This window comes from Clostridium merdae, from assembly GCF_900176635.1.
Classification (GTDB): domain Bacteria; phylum Bacillota; class Clostridia; order Oscillospirales; family Acutalibacteraceae; genus Faecalispora; species Faecalispora merdae.
In genome coordinates, this window is the sequence record NZ_FXLN01000002.1 from 86,967 (window position 1) to 106,685 (window position 19,719).

A 19,719-nucleotide genomic window follows, 5' to 3' on the forward strand; every position below is an offset into this window, starting at 1 on the left:
TTCAGGCAAGGCAGAGTTAAAAATATTGCACAGCCTGCGTTTCGTATTCCACCGCTGAATAATTCAGCGTTAGCGGGAACAGTGCTGTAGCGGAGCACGTGGTTGCTCATGAAAAGCCACGGTTTGGCAGAATTAGGAGTATTCCGACATAGGGGCTTATGGCAGAATAACAAGAACAAAGCCCTGGGTTTGGTTATGTTGGATAAAAAATGCTCCGGCGTCAAATAAAATTTATTGTAACTTTGACGTTATTGTATTTTTCTGTAGCATTTTGACATTGAAGTGTCATACTTACAGACAACCAAATTTCTATTGTTGTAGGAGGAAAACTTTATGGGCGCTCTTAAAGGAGTTATTGATGTCGCTACCAACGATGCTGGTATGACGACAGTAGGCCTGAACATGTACCTGGCGGCAGGTATAGCAGCTATTCTGTTCTGGGTTGGTACTTATTTAGTAGACAAAATCCGTTTTCTGAGAGAAAAATGCATTCCCGCACCGTTGGTCGGAGGACTTTTCTTTGCTTTGACGAACACAGTTCTCAATGCAACCGGTGTTATGTCGATTTCGTTCAACGACACACTGCAGTCCTTCTTTATGTTGGTGTTCTTCTGCACCGTCGGTTTTACGGTAAGCATTCCGCTGCTTAAGAGCGGCGGTAAATCCATCATTATTATGTTGCTGCTCGCAACTGTAATGACATTCCTGCAGAACTTCCTGGGCGGCGGCATTATGGCTGCATTCGGCCAGGATGCCAGACTTGGTGTTGCAGCAGGTTCTACCGCTTTGATTGGTGGCCCCGGCACAGCAGCAGCTTTTGGTGCTACCATGGATGCCCCAATCGCACAGGGCGGTTACGGCATGGGTGGCTCCGGTTCCCTCGTTGGTGTTACTGCAGCGATTTTCGGTCTTGTTATGGGTTCTATTATGGGCGGACCTACTGCAGCAAGAAGAATTCGCAAGCACAACCTCAAATCCACTGAAGCCGCTCTTGTAGACGGTGAAGATGGTGAGACTTTCAAGAGCACCAGCTTTGACTTTACTCAGGCTTGCATGCTGCTCGCAGTTGCAATCGGTATTGGTCAGCTCGTTTCCGTTGGTCTGAAGGCCGCTACTGGCATTACACTTCCCGGCTACATCGGCGCTATGCTCGTTGCCGCTGTTATGCGTAATGTGATTGATGCTGGTGGTAAGAAATTCCAGGCAGAAGAAATTGATGTTCTCGGCAACCTGTCCTTGAACATGTTCCTCGCAATGGCGATGATGGGCCTCAAGCTGTGGCAGTTGGTTAACCTGGCATTGCCGCTGATTATCACATTGGCAGCTCAGATTCTTCTGATGTATCTGTTCTCTTACTATGTAATCTTCAACGTAATGGGCAAAAACTACAATGCAGCTGTTCAGACCGCTGGTTTCATCGGTTTTGTAATGGGTGCTACCTCTAACGCAATGGCTAACATGCAGGCGATTACCCGCCGTTATGGCCCTGCAAGAGAGGCATATTTCGTAATTCCCATGGTTGGCGGCTTGTTTATTGACTTCGTCAACGCAGCAGCGATTACCGGCTTCCTCAACTGGTGGACTCCGTGATTTCGCTTCCCATTTAATTTTGCATAACTAATTGTGTGATTCTGCCGCCCGGCGGTCTTCCGGGCGGCAGAGCGTGGAAAAAGGAAGTTCGGCAGTTCAGGATAAATGGTGTGGTTTTAAACTGGGTGCCGAGTCTGAAAATAGCGCGACGTTACTTTAAAACAAAACAGGAAAGCAAATTTGAAAGGCGTGTACGCACAAATTTCAAATTTGCAAATCCTTTTTGTAATATTTACGTATATTTTCCCTATTTTTAGAGAAAAATTTTTTTATGGAGGTCTTTGTTATGAACGCGTATGTTGAAAGAGTGTTGCAAGAAACCCAGAAGAAAAATGCCAACGAGCCCGAATTCCTACAGACAGTTGAAGAGGTTCTCACTTCTTTGGCTCCTGTGGTAGAAGCTCATCCTGAGTACGAGAAGGCTGGCCTGCTCGAGAGAATGGTTGAGCCCGAGCGTACCATCGAATTCCGTGTAGCATGGGTTGACGATGCTGGTAAAGTTAACGTAAACCGTGGCTACCGCGTACAGTACAACGGAGCAATTGGTCCCTACAAGGGCGGCCTGCGTTTTGCTCCTTCCGTAAACCTGTCTGTTATCAAGTTCTTGGGCTTTGAGCAGACCTTTAAGAACAGCTTGACCACTCTGCCTATGGGCGGCGCTAAGGGCGGTTCTGATTTTGATCCCCGTGGTAAGAGCGATGCAGAGATCATGCGCTTCTGCCAGGCCTTTATGACTGAGTTGTATCGTCACATTGGTCCCGACATCGACGTTCCCGCTGGCGACTTGGGCGTAGGCGGAAGAGAAGTTGCTTACATGTATGGCCAGTATCGCCGTATTCGTGGCGCTTTTGAGAATGGTGTTATCACCGGTAAGGGCCGTTCCTTCGGCGGCAGCGTAATTCGCCCCGAGGCTACCGGTTTTGGTGCTATCTACTATGTAAACGAAGTTTTGAACCATGAGAATGATTCCATTAAGGACAAGACATTTGCTGTTTCCGGCTTCGGTAACGTTGCTTGGGGCGCAGTAAAGAAGATTGCAGAATTGGGCGGCAAGGCTGTTACCATTTCTGGTCCTGACGGCTACGTTTACGATCCCGATGGTATCGTAACTGAAGAGAAGATTGAATTCATGCTTCAGATGCGTTCCAGCGGCCGTGACAAGGTTCAGGATTATGCTGACAAGTTCGGCGTAGAGTTCTTCCCCGGCGAGAAGCCCTGGGGCCGTAAAGTTGATGTTATTCTCCCCTGCGCAACTCAGAATGACATTAACATGGACGAGGCAAAGAAAATTGTTGCTAATGGCATTAAATACTATATCGAAGTTGCTAACATGCCCACCACCAACGATGCTCTGGTATACCTGATGGGCCAGAAGAACATGATCGTTGCTCCTTCCAAGGCTGTTAACGCTGGTGGCGTTGCTGTTTCTGGTTTGGAAATGTCCCAGAACAGCGAGAGACTGTCTTGGACTGAAGAAGAAGTTGACGCGAAGCTCCACCAGATCATGAAGAACATTCATGATTCTTCTGTTGCTGCTGCTGAAGAGTTCGGCTTGGGCTACAATCTGGTTGCTGGCGCAAACATCGCTGGCTTCAAGAAGGTTGCAGACGCTATGCTGGCACAGGGTGTATTCTAAGAAACACAAAACAATTATATTGTTTGGGATAGGCGGGCGTTCTGCGCCCGCCTATCTATTTGTTTACAGCAAAGCAGGAGGCACCCGAGAGTGATGAAGTATAAGGTACTGATATTAAAGGAACTCGATGTTTCCGGAAAGCAAATCTTATTGGATGACGGCGCTGCGCTTTTCGTTACGGATGGCTGTAGCGAAGAGTGTTTTATAAAAGAGCTTCAGGAGCATCAGGTGGATGCGATTATGTGCCACAATGAAGCGGTAACTCCCGCAATGATGGATGCTTCGAGAAACCTGAAGGTGATTGCAAAGCAAGGCGCTGGGCTGGATAATATTGATTTAGAGTACGCAACACAGAAAGGCATTCAAGTGGTTTATGCGCCGCTATGCAATTCAAATGCGGTAGCAGAGCACGCTATGATGCTAATGCTAATGGCTGCACGCCGCTACAAGCGTGTGGACAGTGAGTTCCGAACTGGGAATTGTGATGTGCGCTGCGCATTGCAAGATACATATGAGCTAGAGGGTATGACTCTTGGCGTTTTGGGGTGCGGTCGAATTGGCCAAATGATTGCCAATAAGGCGGCATTCGGCTTTGGTATGGATGTAGTCGGGTACGACCCCTATGCAAAGCAAGAGGAAATGAAGGCGCCCATCCGTCTGCTAAACCATAGAGAAGAAGTGCTAAAAAGAGCAGATATTATTACGATACACTTGCCCTCTTTGCCGTCTACCAGAGGCAGCATAGATTATTCTGCTTTTCAAAAGATGAAATCAAATGCTTTCTTCATCAATTGTGGATGTAAGGATGTTGTCGTTGAGGCAGACATGGCTCGGGCACTCAAAGAAGGTATGATTTTGGGAGCTGGAATTGATGTGCTTGTTGATCAAGCACAGGAATATGGTAATCAAATGATGGAGATGGACAACGTTATCATAACTCCCCGCACGGCAGAATTCACCCGGCAGGCAGTTGTTCGTAGCAGTTCTGCTGCGGCACAGGGTATTGTGGAGGTTATAAACGGTAAACCAATTGCTTTCCCGGGCAACAGAATTGGTGAATAAGGTTTTTTCTCCCTCCCGTATTCTTTGCGAATACGGGAGGTTTTTACGGAAAAGCCATTCAACTTAATTCTTCTTATACATATTAATTCACATTCTAAAACAAGGTCGGAGTACAGAAAAAAACAAATTCCTATTATTAAAAAAATACCAATTCATACAATTTCCTTTCAGCAATTATTCAACATTTCAAAGCGACTAAAAATAAGCGTTTTTTGTCGATAAAATTGCGAATTACGGAATAATACATAAAAAGTCACTCTTTTTCACTGAATCCGTCTATATAGTTGATTTTACGAAAAGCTATGGTATAATTGTAGTTAGATATTAACAATATTTTTCTTTCAAAATTTACTTTTTTTGAGGAGGTGTTTTCTCCCTATAAATTGGCTTTGTACAGCCTGTTTTTGAAGGATAAAAGGGAGGAAAACAAGAAAAACAGGGGAGAAAATAGTATTGCGGTAAGGGGAAAGAAAATGTTGGATTTAAAACACTGGAAGCGAATGTTGCTGATTGCAATTATTGTAACTTTTTCCTCTCAGCTTTATTTCAATTTCTTTACGGATAACTTTCGAATCTCGGCGGCAGTTATTTTATTTCCGGTTTTATTAATGACTATCGCCAAAGATCAAAACTCAGCCGCAATTGGTTGCGTAACCGGTGTTATGGTCTTTATTGTGCGCTTGTTTTTAATAAGCTCGGGAATTTCACAGCTGCAAGACAATATGACTGTCGCGCTTATTGGTGGGCTGTTTTATGTGGCATATGGGTTGCTGTTTTCACTTTTCGTAAAGAACAAGCACACCATTCCGTTTCAAAAACTGATTGTCGCCATGGCACTCAGTGATTTTTGTGCCAACTTTTTTGAGGTTGGGCTGCGTACCGGAATGCGTTACAATAGCATTGAAACACAGATGTACATTTATTTGTTTGGTATTGCGGTAGCCCGTACCATTGTTGCCGGTTCCATTCTGTTAGGGGAGCAAAATTACCGTGCACTCATGAAAAAGATGGAGCATGAGAACCGCTACCAAAGGCTATACCTTATGACGACCCGACTGAAAAACGAAGTCTATTTTATGGAGAAAAATACGGAAGAAATTGAGTCGGCAATGAGTAACGCCTACCGTTTATATGAAAAGCTGTCTACACTAGATCTTCAGCCGGAGCTTAAGAAGATGGCTCTCTCCATTGCCCGAGATGTTCATGAAATAAAAAAAGACTATATTCGCATTATGCAGGGAATACAAAAGGAAATTGATGAACAGTATAGCGAAGAAGAAATGGGGATTCGTGACCTGCTGCAAATATTAAAGGAATCCACATATCGTGTTTTGGAAGCGCGCAGACTTGATATTCAGTTGGATTTTCAAGTGAAGGATGAGTTTGTAGTTGCTGACCACTACTCTTTAATGCTGATATTAGTGAATCTAGTCAATAATGGAATTGAGGCAATTGAAAAGAAAGGCTATAAAGGCTGGATTTTGGTTTCTGTTGAGAGGGAATATAAACACATTGTTTTTACGGTAGCGGATAATGGGCCAGGAATACCGAAAAAAGCAATGGACCGTATCTTTCAAATGGGTTTTTCCACTAAATTTGATGAGGAGACCGGGAATATTTACCGAGGGGTAGGTCTGTCAGGAGTGCAGATGACGGTTGAAGAAAAATTCCACGGTTCTATTGAGGTAAAATCTGAGCTTGGGGTTGGAACGGAGTTTCGAGTAATCATCCCCGCGGAAAAGCTGGAGGAAAATATTATATGAATTTTTATATTGTTGAAGACGATTTGTCAGTAATCAATAATCTGGAAGATATTATTGAAAACCATAACTTAGGCAGTGTGTGTGGCGACTCAGAGGGAAAGGCTCCGAATCCGGAGGAGATTATGGCGTTAAAACCGGACGTAGTTCTGGTGGATTTCTTAATGCCGAATGTTGATGGAATACAGTTGGTATCCGCGCTGCGCGAAATGGGCAGTACTGCAAAGTGCATTATGATTTCGCAGGTATCAAACAAAGAGCTTATTATGAAAGCGTATAATGCAGGCGTGGATTTTTTTATCAGCAAGCCTATTAATGTTATTGAGATTAAAAGAGTCATTGAAAATATTACTCGGCAGATTCAAATGGAGCAGACATTGTCCAATATCCGCAAAATGTTCCAGGTTGATATTGGTTCGGCTGCGCCTGTGGAGAAGGATGATAAGGATACTCCCGTTCGAAGACTGCAATATATCTTAAATCAACTTGGCATGTCTGGCGAGAAGGGCTCAAAAGACATTGTTACGGTGTGCCAGTACTTGTATGACCATGAGAAAACCAGCATGGCAGAAGAGAATATTGGCAAGCTATGCGAAATTCTCAGCGATAACCCAAAGAGCATGGAGCAGCGTATTCGCCGTGCAATTGCCAAGGGAATGTCTAACTTGGCAAATCTGGGAATCGAAGATTTTATGAACGATACCTTTACACGGTATTCCAGCACCCTATTCTCCTTTGAGGGAATCAAAACTGAGATGGATTTTATTCGCGGTAAACGCTCTTCCGGTGGTAAGATTAATATAAAGAAATTTATCAACGGTCTGTTGGTGTTTATGGATCAATAACAAAAAAGCGCTGCCACAATAGGCAGCGCTTTTTTATACATTATCCTTGTCGCTCTAATAGTATGCAATTAATGAAGGACTTTCTTTTTTGACTTAGAAAGTCGTTGCCTTGTTAGTAAAAGAAGTGTTGCGCTACGGCGCAAGGCATTTGTTCTTCTAGTGTAAAATGTTGATATGGCTGCATGATAACCTCCGGTTAAAATGGTGTGTAGTAACTTCATTTTATACATTGGTTCTCTTGCAGTCTATCTTTATTTTAGCCGTGTTGCACTTAATATTATAATCTGCCCTCTCCCTTTGAAAGGCCTTTGCCTACTTTCACCCTTTCGTGAAAGTAGGTGCCCGCCCCGGCACGAGAGGCAAGCCCTGCGCCAGCAGAACCATGTGCCGAAGCGCAATAAGATTTTAAAAAGTAATTATTAGCGGCTAGTGCCGCAGAGAATTACTTCTTTTTTTCATTCGCCCCTCAAGCCGGGGCGGGCTCTCCTTTTCTTGATGAGAAGAAAAGGAGGAAAGACTCACCAAAGGCAGAGCCTTTGGTCGTTGAGAGGGGATTCAAGGGGAGAGAATCGATACTCTCCCCTTGAAAGGCCTTTGCCTACTTTCACCCTTTCGTGAAAGTAGGTGCCCGCCCCGGCATGAGGGGCAAAACCCTGCGCCAGCGGAAACCCTGTGCCAAAGCACAATAAGATTTTAAAAAGAAATTTCTTGCGGCACTGCCGCTTAAAAAGCTGATAGAAATAGCCATCCATTAATTCCTTTTTCATTATATATAGAGAATTCACAGGGACTTTGCAATTAGAAAACCCAGTCACTTCCAACGGAGAATGGAAGTAACTGGGTTTTCATTGTTAGCATGGTGAAAACAAATTAATAGGTATAAAAGCCTTTGCCGGTTTTTCTTCCCAGCGCGCCGCCGCGAACCATTTTACGCAGCAAGGGGTGCGGGCGGTACTTGGTGTCGCCCGTTTCGGACTGAAGTACTTCCATAATAGCGAGGCAAATGTCCAAACCAATCAGGTCGCCCAGAGCAAGCGGGCCCATCGGATGGTTAGCGCCAAGCTGCATGGCAGTGTCAATATCTTCAGCAGAGGCTGTGCCATCTGCGTAGATGCCAATCGCTTCGTTAATCATCGGAATCAACACGCGGTTTACGATAAAGCCAGCGGCATCCTTTGCAACAACAGGTGTTTTGCCAATTTCTTTCGAAATTTCAGTAATGCGGTCAACCAGCTCCTGCGGAGTGTTCAGACCAACAACAATTTCAATCAGCTTCATGACAGGAGCCGGATTGAAGAAGTGCATGCCAATAACGGGGCGGTCCAATTTGGAGGACAGCTCTGTAACCGACAGAGAGGATGTATTGGTGGAGAAAATAGTGTCCTTCTTGCAAATGCCCTGCAAAGCCAAGAACAGCTCACGCTTTGCCTGCATGTTCTCAATTGCAGCTTCCACAACTAGGTCACAGTCTGCAACCTTTTCTTTCAGGCCGGTGGTGATTTTAGCAAGAATCTCGTCTTTCTTTGCTGCTTCCATTTTTCCCTTGGAGACCAGCTTTTCCAAACTTGCCTGAATCTTCTTTTTGCCGCCCTCTGCATAGCTTTCCTGAATGTCGCACAGAACTACTTCGTAGCCCTCTGTAACCGCAAAAGCCTGAGCAATACCGGAACCCATGGTTCCAGCTCCAATTACGCCAACTTTCATGTGAATGACCTCCTGTTTCTATCATTTCTCCACCCGCGGGCAGCCGTAAAGGCGCAAACCCTACTGCGGGTGAAATACAGGCCTTCGGAGCCGGGCGAAAAAATTCCTCCCAGCGGCGGAGAACCATTCGAACCAACTGAAACGGGGAGCGCCCGTGCAGAAAAATCTGCGCGGGACGCCTGACCGAACAATGGTAATTAAGTACCTCACGCTGTTCATAACCCTACGGTTACTGAATGATTGTGAGAAACGATAAATACAAAATAGAGACTCCTGCCAATAATGGCGGGAACAGAATTTTGATTATAAGCCTTCTACGATGGTAGAAACGCCCATGCCGCCACCTACGCACAGTGTGGCAAGGCCCTTACCGCCGCCACGGCGCTGCAACTCATACAACAGGGTGCAGAGAATACGGCAGCCGGAAGCTCCAACCGGGTGGCCAATCGCAATGGCGCCGCCGTTGGGGTTAACCTTCTCTTTATCCCACTTCAGCTCCATGCCTACTGCCAAAGCCTGCGCAGCAAATGCTTCGTTGGCCTCAATAACTTCCAGCTCATCTACGCCCATGTTAAGCTTTGTGAGCAGCTTCTGGGTAGAGAATGCGGGGCCAATGCCCATGATTGCCGGGTCAACGCCAGCCCAAGAGCCGCCTACCCATCTTGCCAAAGGCTTAACGCCCAGCTCTTTTGCTTTTTCTGCGCTCATTACAATCACAGCTGCGGCACCATCATTAATACCGGATGCGTTTGCAGCAGTAACAGTACCGTCTTTCAGGAACGCCGGCTTCATGCCGCTGATTCCTGCCACTGTTGCGCCTGCACGAGCCTGCTCGTCAGTGTTGAAAATGGTAACGGCGCCCTTCTTGCCGGGAATCTCGAGGGGAGCGATTTCTGCATCGAACTTGCCGGCTTTCTGTGCAGCTTCACACTTGTTCTGGCTCCATACGGCAAACTCATCCTGCATCTCGCGGGTGATGCCGTATTTCTTCGCTACATTTTCTGCAGTAACGCCCATGTGGTAGTCGTTGAAAGCATCCCACAATGCATCGTTAACCATGGTGTCTACGATTTTGTTGTTGTTCATACGGTAGCCAAAGCGAGCCTGCTGCAGCGCATAAGGAGCAGCGGACATGTTCTCCATACCACCGGCAATAATGACATCCGCTTCACCGGCACGAATGCGGGAAGCAGCAACGTTAACGCTCTGCAAGCCGGAGCCGCAAACTTGGTTCAGGGTCAGCGCGGGAACTTCCTGCGGGAGCCCTGCGAGAACAACAGCCTGGCGTGCTACGTTCTGGCCAAGGCCAGCCTGAATAACGCAGCCCATGAGAACCTCATCTACGTCGGAACCTTTAATGCCGGCTCTTTTCAAAGCCTCTTCAATGACGAATGCGCCAAGGCGGGGAGCAGGAACGCCAACAAGACTTCCGCCGAATTTACCAACTGCCGTTCTTACGGCACCTGCTAATACAATTTCTGTTGCCATAATGGTGTAACCTCCTAAATTTTCTGGTGGGTCATTCCGCTGTTAAATGGGAATGCACAGCGGTTTTTCACAATTAAAGTCATCTGCCAACCATTTCACTATAAGGAATTCATTCTGAATAATGGAATCAATTCATACCTATTATCTCACTATCGGGGTCAAAACACAAGGGTCGTCTAATTGGTTTTTTTAACAAAATGAAATATGCATTTTTAGTGTTTTTGTCGTTTTATAGATGCAGATACTTTAATTTAAAGCGGAAGGGAAATAACAATTGCATAATGTGAAATTATCTTGTATGATGAAAATCGTAATTTTAGAGCAAGGGACTTGTTTTTCATAAAACGAAATTTGCTACTGAATGAATTAAAGGAGGTATAAACATGGTACAAAGCTTGATACGTGCGATGGAGGTACTCGAGCACCTGCGCAAAGCTGATAAATCCTGTTCGCTGGCAGAGCTTTCGCAGTTGTCTGGTCTGCCTTCCAGCACCGTACACCGGATTTTGCAAACCTTTTGTAGTGCAAACTATGTGTCTCGTGACCCCAAAACACATCTTTATCGGCTGGGTACTGCCCTAATTCCGCTGGGAATGGCTGCCACAAGGCGCTTGCGCTTGAGCGATTCCGCGAAACCTGTACTAAAAGATTTGATGAAGATTACAAGGGAAGATGTTTTCCTGATAATTATATCTGGTAACAGCGGTATGGTACTCGAAAAAGTGGAGGGCCCCAACCCTCTAAAGGTGATTGAACGCTTTGGCAATGAGGTGGATTTGCATTATGGTGGTAGCCGCCGTGCTCTTTTGGCTTTTCAGTCCGAAAGTTTCATCCGCAATTATATTCAAAACCAATTAAGAGAAAACCCCGGTTTTACACCGGAGGAAGAGAGGAAGCTGCTCGCCAGCCTTTCCCATATTCGCGAAGAAGGCGTTGCAATTTCCAAAGGAGAATATATACCAGATGCTGTGGGTGTTGGTGCCCCAGTGTTCGATATGAACGGTAAAGCGGTTGCATCCATTGGTTTAATTGCTCCGCAATCCCGCACAAGCAGAGCACAAGAAGAAGAGTTCAAAGCACTGGTAAAGCAGCATGCAGCCCAGTTATCTTCCTTGTTAGGCTTTGTCCAAAAATAACAATAATGTAGCATCATTTTTATTTAAAATAAAAAACCAATGTCTTGTTTTTTTATTGACACTCATCTAAATTGATGCTATCATTTATTTTGAAAATTCCAAAAAATGAAATGAATTTCATAATACGGGAAACCAAGAGGGGGGATTTAGAGCATGCCAGTTGAGCAGTTATTGCCGCTGTTGTTCTCAGGACTGACCGTAATACTGACGATTGCGATTCTTTCTACGCTGACGAAGATAAAGGCAGCCGTGGAAGAATTGGCAGCAAGGCCAGTAGTAGCGCCGGCACCGCAGCCTGTGGATGATGGAAAAGACGAGATTTATGCGGTCATCATGGCCACGATCAGCGAGGATTTGCAAATTCCGCTGGATCAGCTGCAGTTTAACAGCATTAGAGAGTGTTAACGACCAGAAAGCATCCTTTAACGAACGAAAAAAGAATTATGTTGTGATAGGAGAGACCGATTATGAAATACTTGGCAAGAGTCAATGGCAAAGCATATGAGGTGGATGTGGAGCGTGCTCCCTCCGCTTACAAACCGATTCCCAGAGGAGTCTACACTGGTGAAGTTCAGGCAGCTCCGGCTCCCGTAGCAGCACCTGCTCCCGTAGCGGCCCCGGCACCCGTGGCAGCTCCCGCAGCAGCACCGGCAGCAGCTCCTGCCCCCAAGAAGGCTCCCGCAGCGGCAGCGGCTGGTGACACCCCCGTTAACTGCCCCATGCCCGGTACCATTCTGCAAGTGAAGGTTACCGAAGGCCAGGCTGTTAAGGCTGGCGATTCTCTCTTCATTTTGGAAGCAATGAAGATGGAAAACGAGATCGTTGCTCCTTGCGACGGTACCGTAAAGAGCATTTCTACCGCTAAGGGCGATGCCGTTCAGTCGAACGACCAGCTCGCTATTATCGGCTAATTTCCCCTCAGTTTTATATTGCTGCCGAAAGCTTTTCGGCTTGCGCTGATATAACGGCTCGCAGGATTCTTTAAAACTTAGCTTTGCAGTGAGGCAGGTTTTGCTAAAAAGAATCCAGTGCGGGCTTTTCAGCGGGCATAACCAAGTTTTAAAGAGGCTGGTTTATGCTTTTCCTGAAAATTACAACTTGGCAAATGAGTGTTTGTGTGCTAGAATATACATTAGCACGAGTACATTGTCGAAAAATTAACAAATCGGCCTTTTGGCTGTATTTTTTCGATTTTTCATGTAATTTTCAGTAACTGTCATAATATTTGCCTTTTCAGACCAATTATTTTCAATTGAAAAAGGAGGCACCTGTCAATGGCTGAGCACGGTTACTCAATGCCCTCGTACTTTAAAAATATGCCGATCATTGGTTCGGCAAACCCCCAGGTGAATGCAGAAAACGAAGCGGAATTCCGCAAAGTTGAAAAGGAGATCGCAGAGAAATTTGCAGAAATCCGCAACAGCGGCCGTTCCGATGAATCCATTCATGAGTCTGGCCAAATGACCGCTACCGACCGTATTGAGGCTCTGGTAGATCCCGGTTCATTTCTGCCCCTGAACAGCTTGTTCGACCCCGAGACCAACTCTACCGGCAGCACCGGTATCATTAAGGGTCTTGGTAAAATTCGCGGCAAGTGGGCAGTGATTATTGCTTCTGATAATAAGAAACTTGCAGGCGCATGGGTTGCAGGCCAGGCAGATAACTTGCTGCGTGGTTCTGACACCGCAAAATGCCTCAACATCCCGCTTGTTTATATCCTCAACTGCTCCGGCGTTAAGCTTGACGAGCAGGAGAAGGTATACGCAAACCGCCGTGGTGGTGGTACTCCCTTCTTCCGCAATGCTGATTTGCAGCAGAACGGCATCCCGGTTATCGTAGGTATCTACGGTACGAACCCGGCTGGCGGCGGCTACCACAGCATCAGCCCCACCATCCTGCTTGCTCATGAAAAAGCAAACATGGCTGTTGGCGGTGCCGGCATTGTTGGCGGCATGAACCCCAAGGGCTATGTGGATGACGAAGCTGCACAGGCACTGATTGAGGCAACCAAGAAGCAGGTTAACGACCCGCCCGGAAACGTTGCAATTCACTACGGTGAGACAGGCTTCTTCCGTGAAGCTTACACCGAGGAAATGGGCGTTCTGGAAGCGATCCAGAAGTATATGGATGATATTCCAGCATACAATTCGGAGTTCTTCCGTGTTGATGCACCGCAGGAGCCCAACTTTGAGCCCAGCGAGCTTTACAGCATCCTGACCATGAACACCAAGCGCCCCTACAATGTAGAAAACGTTCTCAGCCGCATTTTTGACGGCAGCCAGTTCGACGAGTACAAGAAGGGCTATGGCCCCGAAATCATCACCGGTATTGCTAAGGTTAACGGCCTGCTGGTTGGTGTCATCGCGAACTACCAGGGTATTTTGATGAACTACCCTGAGTACAAAGAGAACAGCGTTGGCGTAGGCGGAAAGCTGTATCGTCAGGGCCTGATCAAGATGAGCGAGTTTGTTACTCTTTGCGGCAGAGACCGTCTGCCCATCATCTGGTTCCAGGATACAACCGGTATCGACGTTGGCAACGATGCAGAAAAAGCAGAACTCCTCGGCCTTGGCCAGTCTCTCATTTACTCCATCCAGTCCGCTAAGGTTCCGCAGATTGAAATCACCCTGAGAAAGAGCACCGCTGCTGCTCACTATGTTATGGGTGGCCCGCAGGGTAACGACACCAATGCCTTTACTCTGGGCACAGCAGCCAGCGAAGTAAACGTTATGCACGGCGAAACTGCTGCTGCAGCTATGTACTCCCGCCGTTTGGTGAAAGACGCCAAGGCAGGTAAAGATCTGAAACCCACCATCGATAAGATGAATGAGATGATCGAAGAGTACCGCATTAAGTCTGGTCCGCTGTTCTGCGCACAGCAAGGCTTCATCGATGAGATCATCGAGCTGACCAAGATCAGAGATTACGTCATTGGATTTGCTGAGTCCGTTTACCAGAACCCGCGTTCTTTCTGCGCATTCCATCAAATGATTTTGCCCAGAGCGATTCGCGATTTCAACAACGTATTTGCAAAAACTTTTGAAAAATAATTGAATCCTCCGCTTCAGGCGGTGGTTCGTGTTGGAACTCCGGCGCATTGCCCAATCAAACAGTGTGGTATCCACCCTTATGTTGATTAAGGGAGTGCGCCGGTTTTTCTAAACCTCGGCTTTGAATAGCCGAACCCCGGCGTGAACACAAAGTGACACGCCGCCGGAGAATATTTCCGGTATCACCGGGCGCTCGGGAATATGCCGCAGAAGGCGGCTGAGTCTCGGCGCAAAGCTTTATTTTTGGATGAGGAGCTTATAATATATGGATTGGAAAGATCTGTACGCGCAGCGAAAAGTATCTGCTGAAGAAGCGGTGTCACACGTACGTTCCGGCGACAGAGTGGTAACACCCAACGCGGCGGGCGCGCCGATTCATTTAATAGACGCATTGGTTGCGCGAAAAGATGAGCTTAAGAATGTTGAAATTGCCCACATGGTGCCTTTGGCAAAAGCGCCTTATGCTACACCGGAGATGGAAGGGCACTTTATCCACAATTCTATTTTTGTTGGCGGTGCTACCCGTGCTACCGTAGAAGCCGGTATTGGCGATTATACGCCATGCTTTTTTCATAAAGTACCCGAGTTGTTCGACACCACTCTGCCGGTGGATGTGGCTTTCATTCACGTTTCTAAGCCCGATGAACACGGCTGGTGCAGTTATGGTGTAACGGTAGACTACCAAAAGCACGCTGCTGAAGTAGCGAAGCTAGTGGTTGCTCAGGTAAATGAAAACATGCCCCGTACATTGGGCGATTGCTTCATACACGTGAGCGAAATAGATTATATTGTGGAGTGCAACGAACCGATTCTTGAGCTTGGCGCCCCCAAAATTACCGAGATTGAGAAGAAGATTGGCGGCTATTGCGCCGAGCTGATTCACGATGGAGACACCTTGCAGCTTGGAATCGGTGCGATTCCCGATGCTGTGCTTCTGTTCTTAAAAGATAAAAAGGATCTTGGTATTCATACGGAAATGTTCTCGGACGGCGTGGTCGAGCTGGTAGAGGCCGGCGTGATCAACAACTCCAAAAAAACGCTGCACAAGGGGAAGAGTGTTGCAACCTTCCTAATGGGCTCACGGCGTTTGTACGATTATGTTCACAATAATCCCGCGGTTGAAATGTACCCCGTAAATTATGTGAACGACCCGGTAGTCATTGCAAAGAACGACAATTTGGTTTCGATTAACTCCTGCGTTCAAATCGACCTGCTTGGTCAGGTGGTTTCTGAAAGCATTGGGCCGGTGCAGATTAGCGGCGTCGGCGGGCAAATCGATTTCATTCGCGGTGCATCTATGAGCCGCGGCGGTCGCTCCATTCTAGCAATGAATTCCACAGCAGCGGGCGGCAAGGTTTCAAAAATCGTGCCATTTATTGATCAGTGGTCTGCGGTAACTACTTCCCGAAACGATGTTCAATACATTGTAACGGAGTACGGCATTGCAGAGCTTCGCGGACACACCATGCGTGACAGAGCGCGCAGCCTGATTGAAATTGCCCACCCAAACTTCCGTGATTCCTTAAAAGAGGAATTCGAAAAGCGTTTCCATTCAAAATATTAACATAAACGGCAGAATAGTCAGGAGGAAAACAGATGAGCCTAGTTACATTTGAAGCAAAGCATGATAACCTCATCGGGATTCTTACCATGAATCGGCCTCAAGCGCTTAATGCGGTTAACCTCGAGGTCATGAAGGATCTGGAACAAGCATTAGAACAGGCGAAACAAAGTGGTGTTCGCTGCTTAATTCTTACCGGCGCCGGTGAGAAAGCGTTTGTAGCTGGTGCAGATATTGGCGAAATGAGGAATCTAACGAAGAAACAGGGCGAAGAGTTCGGCCTGCTCGGCGATCGGATTTATCATTTGGTAGAACAGTTCCCTGCTCCTGTAATAGCAGCGGTTAACGGTTTTGCTTTAGGTGGCGGCTGCGAGCTTTCACTCGCATGCGACATTCGCCTTGCCTCTGAAAAAGCAGTGTTTGCTCTTCCTGAAGTGGGCCTTGGCATCACTCCCGGTTGGGGCGGCATGCAAAAGCTTGCTCGGGCAATTGGCCCCGGCAAAGCGAAGGAATTGGTATTTACCGCCGGCAAAGTAAAGGCGCAGGAAGCCCTTGCAATCGGGTTGGTGAACGCAGTGTATGCACCGGAAGAGCTGCTTGCAAAAGCAGAAGAACTGGCGTTGAAGATTGCTGCAAATGCTCCGGTTGCTGTGCAGAACGCAAAGCGTGCCATGAACGAAGGCGTTGGCCTTGGCTTATGGGAAGCTGCAGAGCTGGAGGCAAAGTACTTTGGTGATTGTTTTGAAACCCAGGATCAGCGTGAAGCGATGGGCGCGTTTGTGGAGAAACGTAAGCCTACGCCATTCGTTGGCAAATAAATCTTTTAACTATTAAAAACAGGGGGATCGATATGAATTTTGAGCTGAACAACGAGCAGTCGATGGCTCGGGAAATGTTCGCGGCCTTTGCAGAAAAGGAAGTAAAGCCCTTAGCTCACGAGATTGATGAGGAAGAGCGCTTTCCGGCAGAGACTGTTGAAAAAATGAAAAAGTACGGCTTTTTCGGTATTCCGTATCCGAAGGAGCTCGGTGGCCAGGGCTGCGATGTTCTTACTTACATTATGTGTGTAGAAGAGCTTTCTAAGGTTTGCGGTACCACCGGTGTTATTGTTTCTGCACATACCTCTCTTTGTGCTGACCCAATCTACAAATACGGCACCAAAGAGCAAAAAGAAAAATATCTTGTTCCGCTTGCTTCCGGCAAGAAAATCGGTGCGTTCGGCCTTACTGAGCCCGGCGCAGGTACCGATGCTTCCGGCCAGCAGACCAAGGCTGTTCTTGATGGCGACAACTACATCCTGAACGGCAGCAAAATCTTTATTACCAATGGCGGCGTAGCAGACATTTATGTTGTGTTCGCAATGACCGATAAGTCCAAGGGCGTGAAGGGCATTACTGCTTTCATCGTTGAGAAGGACTTCCCGGGCTTCTCCATTGGTAAAAAAGAGAAGAAGATGGGTATTCGCGGTTCCGCTACTACGGAGCTGGTATTCGAAAACTGCATCGTTCCCAAAGAGAATATGCTCGGCCAGGAAGGCAAGGGCTTTACCGTTGCTATGACCACACTGGACGGCGGCCGTATCGGCATTGCTGCTCAGGCATTGGGCATTGCAGAGGGCGCTTTGGATGAGACCGTTAAGTATGTAAAAGAGAGAAAGCAATTTGGCCGTTCCATTGCTGCATTCCAGAACACCCAGTTCCGTCTTGCAGACATGAAAGCGAAGATTGATGCTTCTAAGCTGCTCGTTTACCGTGCGGCTATCCTCAAGCAGGCTGGCGCGAAGTTCTCTACCGAAGCTGCAATTGCAAAATTGTATGCAGCTGAGACTGCAATGGAAGTTACGACACAGTGCGTACAGCTCTTCGGCGGCTACGGCTACACCAGAGAGTATCCCATTGAGCGCATGATGCGTGACGCAAAAATTACCGAAATCTACGAAGGCACCAGTGAAGTGCAGCGCATGGTTATCTCCAACGCGCTTTTGAAATAAGGGGGGGCACGCAGTGAAAATCGTTGTAAGCATTAAGCAGGTTCCAGATACCAACGAGGTAAAGCTGGACCAAACAACAGGAACCCTGATTCGTGAAGGCGTTCCCAGCATCATCAATCCGGATGATAAGGCTGGCCTTGAGGCTGCCCTCCGTTTGAAAGACCAAATCGGTGCACATGTTACCGTTCTTACCATGGGCCCGCCCCAGGCAGACCTTGCTCTGCGTGAGGCATTGGCTATGGGCGCAGATGAAGCAATCCTCGTAACAGACCGCGCATTCGGCGGCGCTGACACTTGGGCTACTTCCTCTACTCTGGCTTCTGCTATTTCGAAGCTCGACTACGACCTCATTATCACCGGCCGCCAGGCAATTGATGGTGACACCGCACAGGTTGGCCCGCAGATTGCTGAGCACCTCGGCCTGCCCAACGTTTCCTATGCGGAGGAAATTGAGGTTGATGGCGATACCTTAAAGATTAAGCGCCAGTATGAAGACCGTTATCACATCATTCGCGTCAAAACACCTTGCTTGGTGACTGCTTTGGCCGAAATGAATGAACCCCGCTACATGACTCCCGGCGGCATTTTTGATGCCTTCCAGAAGGAAGTTACCGAGTGGCATAGAGCAGACCTTGACGTTGAAGATGGCAACATCGGCCTGAAAGGCTCCCCCACCCGCGTGAAAAAGTCCTTTACCAAAGCGGTTAAAGGCCAGGGCACCGTTGTAACGATGGAGTCTGAAGAGGCAGCCAACTGGCTGACTGACCGTCTGCGTGAAAAATTCATTCTGTAGTAGGAAAGTGGTGAGAAATAATGAGTAACGAAGCATATAAGGGAATATTCGTATTTGCCCAGCAGGTAGAAGGTAAGCTTTCTAACGTTGCGCTGGAGCTGATTGGCAAAAGCAAGGCTTTGGCCAAAGATTTGAACACAGAGGTTACCGCTGTTGTTCTGGGTGATAAAATTGGCCACCTGCCGGAGCAGCTTGGCCGTTACGGTGCAGACCGCGTAATTATTTCGGAAGACCCGATTTTGGAAACTTATACCACCGAGCCTTACGCGCATGTTATCACTGAAATTGTGAAAAAATATCAGCCTGAGATCGTGCTGTACGGCGCAACCGCCATCGGCCGTGATTTGGCTCCTCGTATTTCTGCTCGTGTGCACACCGGCCTTACCGCTGACTGCACCTCGCTGGAAATTGAAGAGGGAACTGGCAACCTGTTGATGACTCGCCCTGCATTTGGCGGCAACATTATGGCAACCATCGCTTGTGCGGATCACCGCCCCCAGATGGCTACCGTTCGCCCCGGCGTTATGCAGCGCCTGACTCCCAACGAGAATGCAAAACCGGTTGTTGAAACTTTCTCTGTTTCTGACCTGGCTGAGCACGTAAACGTGGAAGTTATTGAAGTTATTAAAAAGGTTAGCGAGAAAATGGACATTCAGGAAGCCAACGTGTTGGTTTCCGGTGGTCGCGGCATGGGCTGCCCTGAGAACTTTAAGCTGCTCGAAGAGCTGGCAGAGGTTCTGGGTGGTACTGTTTCTTCCTCCCGTACTGCGGTTGACGCAGGCTGGGTTGAGAAAGACCGCCAGGTTGGCCAGACCGGTAAAACGGTTCGCCCGAACCTGTATATCGCATGCGGCATTTCCGGCGCCATCCAGCACTTGGCTGGTATGGAAGAGTCCGATGTCATCATCGCGATTAATAAAGACCCCAGCGCTCCCATCTTCGAGGTGGCAGACTATGGCGTTGTGGGCGATGCTATGAAAATCTTGCCGATGTTCACTGAGCAGGTAAGAAAAGCTAAGGAAGAAAAAAGCAACGCTTGATTTATAATCTTGCTTTCAGCACGGCTGCGCGTAAGAGGCTCTGCATGATAGAGCCCTCCGCGCC

16 protein-coding genes are annotated in these 19,719 nt (G+C 47.5%); 14 read left to right on the forward strand and 2 right to left on the reverse strand.

The window, feature by feature from the left end; genetic code table 11:
* The first annotated feature begins 333 nt into the window (after window positions 1–333).
* From CAN90_RS00460 to CAN90_RS00480, 5 genes are all read left to right on the forward strand, one after another.
* Window positions 334–1,590 carry a sodium/glutamate symporter gene (locus CAN90_RS00460; RefSeq protein ID WP_085831872.1) on the forward strand — a complete coding sequence of 419 codons (1,257 nt, stop codon included), beginning with the start codon at window positions 334–336 and terminating at the stop codon, window positions 1,588–1,590.
* Between the two features lie 286 nt (window positions 1,591–1,876).
* Window positions 1,877–3,226, forward strand: a complete 1,350-nt coding sequence (gene gdhA, locus CAN90_RS00465) for an NADP-specific glutamate dehydrogenase (protein WP_085831873.1) — start codon at window positions 1,877–1,879, stop codon at window positions 3,224–3,226.
* 93 nt (window positions 3,227–3,319) lie between these two features.
* Window positions 3,320–4,288, forward strand: a complete 969-nt coding sequence (locus CAN90_RS00470; RefSeq protein ID WP_085831874.1) for an NAD(P)-dependent oxidoreductase — start codon at window positions 3,320–3,322, stop codon at window positions 4,286–4,288.
* A gap of 473 nt (window positions 4,289–4,761) precedes the next feature.
* Entirely contained in the window at window positions 4,762–6,051 is a 1,290-nt protein-coding gene (locus CAN90_RS00475; RefSeq protein ID WP_085832151.1) for a sensor histidine kinase, read from the forward strand.
* The gene (locus CAN90_RS00480; RefSeq protein WP_085831875.1) at window positions 6,048–6,893 is read left to right on the forward strand and encodes a response regulator; all 846 of its coding nucleotides are present in this window, start codon (window positions 6,048–6,050) and stop codon (window positions 6,891–6,893) included. The genes CAN90_RS00475 and CAN90_RS00480 overlap by 4 nt, the downstream gene beginning before the upstream one ends.
* 870 nt (window positions 6,894–7,763) lie before the next feature.
* On the opposite strand, the gene CAN90_RS00485 is transcribed toward CAN90_RS00480, so the two are convergent.
* Together CAN90_RS00485 and CAN90_RS00490 are read right to left on the reverse strand one after the other, a co-directional pair.
* Window positions 7,764–8,597: a 3-hydroxyacyl-CoA dehydrogenase NAD-binding domain-containing protein gene (locus tag CAN90_RS00485; RefSeq protein WP_085831876.1), complete on the reverse strand. Its 834-nt coding sequence runs from the start codon at window positions 8,595–8,597 to the stop codon at window positions 7,764–7,766.
* Window positions 8,598–8,900: 303 nt separating this feature from the next.
* Window positions 8,901–10,085: an acetyl-CoA C-acetyltransferase gene (locus CAN90_RS00490; RefSeq protein WP_085831877.1), complete on the reverse strand. Its 1,185-nt coding sequence runs from the start codon at window positions 10,083–10,085 to the stop codon at window positions 8,901–8,903.
* 383 nt (window positions 10,086–10,468) lie between these two features.
* Here CAN90_RS00490 and CAN90_RS00495 point away from each other — a divergent pair, with 383 nt between their 5' ends.
* From CAN90_RS00495 to CAN90_RS00535, 9 genes are all read left to right on the forward strand, one after another.
* Window positions 10,469–11,221 carry an IclR family transcriptional regulator gene (locus CAN90_RS00495; RefSeq protein WP_085831878.1) on the forward strand — a complete coding sequence of 251 codons (753 nt, stop codon included), beginning with the start codon at window positions 10,469–10,471 and terminating at the stop codon, window positions 11,219–11,221.
* Window positions 11,222–11,374: 153 nt separating this feature from the next.
* Complete coding sequence (locus tag CAN90_RS00500) at window positions 11,375–11,626, forward strand: hypothetical protein (protein ID WP_085831879.1); 252 nt, start codon at window positions 11,375–11,377, stop codon at window positions 11,624–11,626.
* Between the two features lie 62 nt (window positions 11,627–11,688).
* Complete coding sequence (locus CAN90_RS00505) at window positions 11,689–12,132, forward strand: acyl-CoA carboxylase biotin carboxyl carrier protein subunit (protein WP_085831880.1); 444 nt, start codon at window positions 11,689–11,691, stop codon at window positions 12,130–12,132.
* Between the two features lie 363 nt (window positions 12,133–12,495).
* Complete coding sequence (locus CAN90_RS00510; protein ID WP_085831881.1) at window positions 12,496–14,271, forward strand: acyl-CoA carboxylase subunit beta; 1,776 nt, start codon at window positions 12,496–12,498, stop codon at window positions 14,269–14,271.
* Window positions 14,272–14,536: 265 nt separating this feature from the next.
* Window positions 14,537–15,835 carry an acetyl-CoA hydrolase/transferase family protein gene (locus CAN90_RS00515; RefSeq protein ID WP_085831882.1) on the forward strand — a complete coding sequence of 433 codons (1,299 nt, stop codon included), beginning with the start codon at window positions 14,537–14,539 and terminating at the stop codon, window positions 15,833–15,835.
* A 32-nt stretch (window positions 15,836–15,867) separates the two neighbouring features.
* Window positions 15,868–16,650 carry an enoyl-CoA hydratase-related protein gene (locus CAN90_RS00520; RefSeq protein WP_085831883.1) on the forward strand — a complete coding sequence of 261 codons (783 nt, stop codon included), beginning with the start codon at window positions 15,868–15,870 and terminating at the stop codon, window positions 16,648–16,650.
* Window positions 16,651–16,682: 32 nt separating this feature from the next.
* Window positions 16,683–17,822 (forward strand): acyl-CoA dehydrogenase, encoded by a 1,140-nt coding sequence (locus CAN90_RS00525; protein ID WP_085831884.1) that lies wholly within the window; start codon window positions 16,683–16,685, stop codon window positions 17,820–17,822.
* Window positions 17,823–17,835: 13 nt separating this feature from the next.
* On the forward strand, window positions 17,836–18,615 hold the full coding sequence (locus tag CAN90_RS00530; RefSeq protein WP_085831885.1) for an electron transfer flavoprotein subunit beta/FixA family protein: 780 nt from the start codon (window positions 17,836–17,838) through the stop codon (window positions 18,613–18,615).
* A gap of 20 nt (window positions 18,616–18,635) precedes the next feature.
* Complete coding sequence (locus CAN90_RS00535) at window positions 18,636–19,655, forward strand: electron transfer flavoprotein subunit alpha/FixB family protein (RefSeq protein ID WP_085831886.1); 1,020 nt, start codon at window positions 18,636–18,638, stop codon at window positions 19,653–19,655.
* The last annotated feature ends 64 nt before the right edge of the window (window positions 19,656–19,719 follow it).

Coding starts and splice junctions, on each gene's coding strand:
- CAN90_RS00460 (WP_085831872.1), top strand. CDS start 334: ATGGGCGCTCTTAAAGGAGTTATTGATGTCGCTACCAACGATGCTGGT.
- gdhA (WP_085831873.1), top strand. CDS start 1,877: ATGAACGCGTATGTTGAAAGAGTGTTGCAAGAAACCCAGAAGAAAAAT.
- CAN90_RS00470 (WP_085831874.1), top strand. CDS start 3,320: ATGAAGTATAAGGTACTGATATTAAAGGAACTCGATGTTTCCGGAAAG.
- CAN90_RS00475 (WP_085832151.1), top strand. CDS start 4,762: ATGTTGGATTTAAAACACTGGAAGCGAATGTTGCTGATTGCAATTATT.
- CAN90_RS00480 (WP_085831875.1), top strand. CDS start 6,048: ATGAATTTTTATATTGTTGAAGACGATTTGTCAGTAATCAATAATCTG.
- CAN90_RS00485 (WP_085831876.1), bottom strand. CDS start 8,597: ATGAAAGTTGGCGTAATTGGAGCTGGAACCATGGGTTCCGGTATTGCT.
- CAN90_RS00490 (WP_085831877.1), bottom strand. CDS start 10,085: ATGGCAACAGAAATTGTATTAGCAGGTGCCGTAAGAACGGCAGTTGGT.
- CAN90_RS00495 (WP_085831878.1), top strand. CDS start 10,469: ATGGTACAAAGCTTGATACGTGCGATGGAGGTACTCGAGCACCTGCGC.
- CAN90_RS00500 (WP_085831879.1), top strand. CDS start 11,375: ATGCCAGTTGAGCAGTTATTGCCGCTGTTGTTCTCAGGACTGACCGTA.
- CAN90_RS00505 (WP_085831880.1), top strand. CDS start 11,689: ATGAAATACTTGGCAAGAGTCAATGGCAAAGCATATGAGGTGGATGTG.
- CAN90_RS00510 (WP_085831881.1), top strand. CDS start 12,496: ATGGCTGAGCACGGTTACTCAATGCCCTCGTACTTTAAAAATATGCCG.
- CAN90_RS00515 (WP_085831882.1), top strand. CDS start 14,537: ATGGATTGGAAAGATCTGTACGCGCAGCGAAAAGTATCTGCTGAAGAA.
- CAN90_RS00520 (WP_085831883.1), top strand. CDS start 15,868: ATGAGCCTAGTTACATTTGAAGCAAAGCATGATAACCTCATCGGGATT.
- CAN90_RS00525 (WP_085831884.1), top strand. CDS start 16,683: ATGAATTTTGAGCTGAACAACGAGCAGTCGATGGCTCGGGAAATGTTC.
- CAN90_RS00535 (WP_085831886.1), top strand. CDS start 18,636: ATGAGTAACGAAGCATATAAGGGAATATTCGTATTTGCCCAGCAGGTA.